We start from the raw sequence: 3,645 nt of genomic DNA on the forward strand, positions 1-3,645 counted from the left end.
CTCAGGTGGTAACAATCTGGCTACTGCTCTGTTCTTAAATGCTTCACTGTATCTTGCCACTTCATTTCCTTTGCGCCCCCGTTGATTAATTTCCTATCGAGGCGACATCTATTCTGGCACGGGGGGGAATTGACTTCGGCACCGCAAGAATTTTTCCCTCTCACCTATCACTACTGCATCATACAGTTACGAACAGAAAAATACTGAATCCGAGTTGTGCCGAGTAATAGCGACGCATGCTTGTTCTTGCAACGGAGTCTTTCATTTTCCAAACAGTCGCCATAACAATGTTGGCTTATCGACCTCATTTAGTGGCGCCGCTGTGCATCCATCACCATTTTCGTTCCATCTTGTAAGGGCCGGGCTACCTTGAGCGTCCTTGCCCATGCAGAAAGGAATGCCATATCGGGCACGATCCCCCAGATGAATAATTGCTAAATATGGGAGTCCGTCATGTAACGGAGCCGCCGCTATGACCGTCTTGATGGCTTCTTTCCTTTGCCCATATTGGACACAGCTTTGCGGAGTAGACGGCTTCTCCGCGGATTCTGCAACACTCACCGCCCAAATCAACCCTGCCGCAGTTCCCTTGTTGATTACTACCGTCAAATTGTAGCCGGGCCAAGAGCCCTCGCCAAAATCCGCAAAAAAACACGGAAAACCATCTTGCAACGTCACTTGTGCCGGATGCTCAACAGCTCAAAAGGGCCAGATAGTGCCATCACATCAGTCGTCATGGCTAACGAAATCAAGATAGAGCTAATTTTCAATGGCCGTTGTCTTAGGGAGTGATAACGCATCTTCAAAACAATAGTTAGCGAACGAGTATAAATTCATATGTCCAACGTGCTTACTGTGCTTGTATTTATCGGCGCGGGTTACTCGTTGCCTGAGGGCGTACCCACATCCACCTTTGCTCTGAATCTTGATGCCGACTCATTGTGGCTTGTCAGCGTTATTTAAAGGCTCGTCTGTGCAATGATTGCCGTCCTCGCTCCACCGGGTAAGTAACGGCTCACCACTGCCGTTTTTTTTCAGACAAAATTTTCCCCGAAAGTGAGAATTGGCCTCAATATCGACAAGATAGGGCACCCCGTTCCTGCTCATCTCGGCCATCTCTGCCATCTTCCATCTTCCAAAAGGAACTCAGCCAAATACTGCCGTTATTTCACCGAGACTTACAACAAACGACAAGCCAAAGTCAGAAATATAATCTGCTCAATGTTTCTTTTTTATATCAGCAATGCATTTTTAAGATGGATTATTTTCGCAATGGTCGCATTTTTCACTTTCCAAACATTCGCTGCCATACTGAATACGTCCCTGTCTCATTTAAGGGTTCGTCAGTACAGGAATTCCCGCCAGCAGCCCACCGAGTAAGCGATAACTCACCACGTGTGCTTCGTTTTACGCAAAATGCAACGCGATAAAGATATTTAGTTCCAATATCGGCACGATACGGGACTCCGTATTCCAAAGGCATAGACTCCCTCAATATCGTTCCAGTCGGCCAATTCTCTCCGTACTTGATACATTGCTCCGCACTGGATGGCAACGATGCGAAGCCGCGGTCGTCGTAGATATGCCACACCTTCTCCCCGCGGTTGATCCTGACCTCAAGCGACTTGTATTGTGAGGGCTTGTCAACATCTGTCATTGCTGCAAAAAAACAAGGCATGCCATCCTTCAAAATTACCTGTGCTGGCGCATCATATCCCTTTGAAGTTGCACCAGACTGACCGGATAAGCCAAGGCCAATTACAAACAAAAAATACTGAATCGAAACCATATTGAGTAGTAGTGAGATATCTTTAATCTTCGAAATGGGTCGTTTTCGGAAGCAGCGAAGTATCCGATGGATTCTGTAGAAAATTGGCAAGCACGACTTGCAAAAATGGTAGAAGTTGGACGCGTTGCCAGTGAGGTGCATATCCTTCGCCTGAGAGATATACCGCATCGAAATAGTGCGAAACCAAATCCCCTTGTTGTTCCATATTAAAATCCGACAGGCTCTTGTCACGGTCAGCAATCGGGTCATATTTGTAGGCGCGTGCCACAACTTGGCTAGGGGCGTACCGATACCCACCTTTGATTTGAATCTTGATACCGGCCCACTTCACGCTATACCCCAACTGATACTGCCAGACATGGGTCATTTCATGAATAAACCAAATCCGATCAGAATCATCGCCAGTTGAGTAATCCGGTTGGTAATAGTCCTTTGGAAAATACATTTCTCCATTTGGAGTCATGGCATTATCACCAGCACCTACCATATATGCGCCGTTATGTACCTTGACCGTGGAGTAATCGACAGAGTCTCGAAAAATCTTTTTCGCCATCTCGATCTCACCCGCCGTCAGTTGGCGAACGTCTTCCTCAACGGTATGTTCTTTCAGTGACCAACCCAAGTTATCCGCATTGGTTTTTACGCCGTTCAATGCAACGTCGATTCCACCTTCGCCACCGCCATCAGAATTTTCAGCCTGTCGAGCGCAACAGAACACCGCATCCGGCTGCAAATTTGCTCTGGTGATCGCACGCGGTCGAGCAGTCATCACTCGGTCCGTCTTGCCTTCTGCATCAGTTATTCCAACAACCTTGCTACCATCATCAAGTGTCAATGTATAAGCCATGCCGGCGAGCGCAACTCCCGAGCCACGTATAAATTTAATTTGTTCATCGTAATCATGTCCCGCACTGGAAGCAGATGAACCTGCGTTAGCAAGTGACGATAAACCGCCAGACAAGGAACCACGTCCATATCCAGGATCAACATCAATTGTGTCAGTGTTCTGAGTAGCGATCAAATAGGCACCACAGCCCGTTTTCATCCCTTCCACTGCCGTTGGCATGCCATCAATCGTGTCACTGGCCACGCCATCAATAATCGGGAAAGTACCCTTGCATTCGGGGCAGTAGGTCATGTGTCCTAAGCCGGCAATAGCTTTGCCATCAATGGTTGTCGTCGCATGACCTTCAATCACCGTCCCGCCATGCGATGTTGGATCACCTTGTCTAATAATTGCTCTTGATACCATGCTCGCCTACCTTCGTTGAAAAAATATTCTTCAGACACAAAATATTTAATACACAACTGGTTATCATTAAATCATCATGGCAGACCGCATGATTTTGTGCAAGCAAGTTCCAATTGTTATTTTTCAGAGCATCGCACCTGGCTCCCGTATATTCCGCCCCAACCAGAAAACTGATGCCCACCGGAGACGTCAACGCGAGTGGTATAACGCAAAACCCAGCTGCGCAGCCTGGTGCCGGCTGGCCGGCTCGATATCGATTCAGTCGGTTTGCTGGTGCTGACCCAGGATGGCCGCATCGCCAAGCATCTGATCGGAGAAGAAACCAGCGTCGACAAGGAGTACCTGGTGCGGGTGCGCTATACCAAGGGCGACAAGCTGCCCGACGCCGAGTTGCGACGTCTTAATCATGGCCTGACGCTGGACGGTAAGAAACTCAAGCCGGCTATCGTCAAATGGCAGAATGAGGATCAGTTGAGTTTTACTTTGCGCGAAGGGAAAAAGCGCCAGATTCGCCGCATGTGCGATATGGTTGGGCTTAAGGTGCTGGGGTTGAAACGGGTGCGGATTGGTGGTGTGAAACTAGGGAATTTGCCTGAGGGGCAAT

General features: G+C 48.3%; 1 protein-coding gene and 1 pseudogene. One reads left to right on the plus strand and one right to left on the minus strand.

The window, feature by feature from the left end:
* Positions 1-1,811: 1,811 nt before the first annotated feature.
* Positions 1,812-3,041, minus strand: a complete 1,230-nt coding sequence (locus KHU29_RS21885; RefSeq protein WP_211455441.1) for a PAAR domain-containing protein — start codon at positions 3,039-3,041, stop codon at positions 1,812-1,814.
* Positions 3,042-3,254: 213 nt separating this feature from the next.
* Between KHU29_RS21885 and KHU29_RS21890 the strand changes: the two are divergent.
* Positions 3,255-3,645: pseudogene (locus tag KHU29_RS21890) on the plus strand (pseudouridine synthase); the annotation flags it as partial.

Origin of the sequence: Collimonas antrihumi (genome assembly GCF_018304965.1) — a bacterium.
In the GTDB taxonomy this organism is placed as follows: Bacteria; Pseudomonadota; Gammaproteobacteria; order Burkholderiales; family Burkholderiaceae_D; genus Collimonas; species Collimonas antrihumi.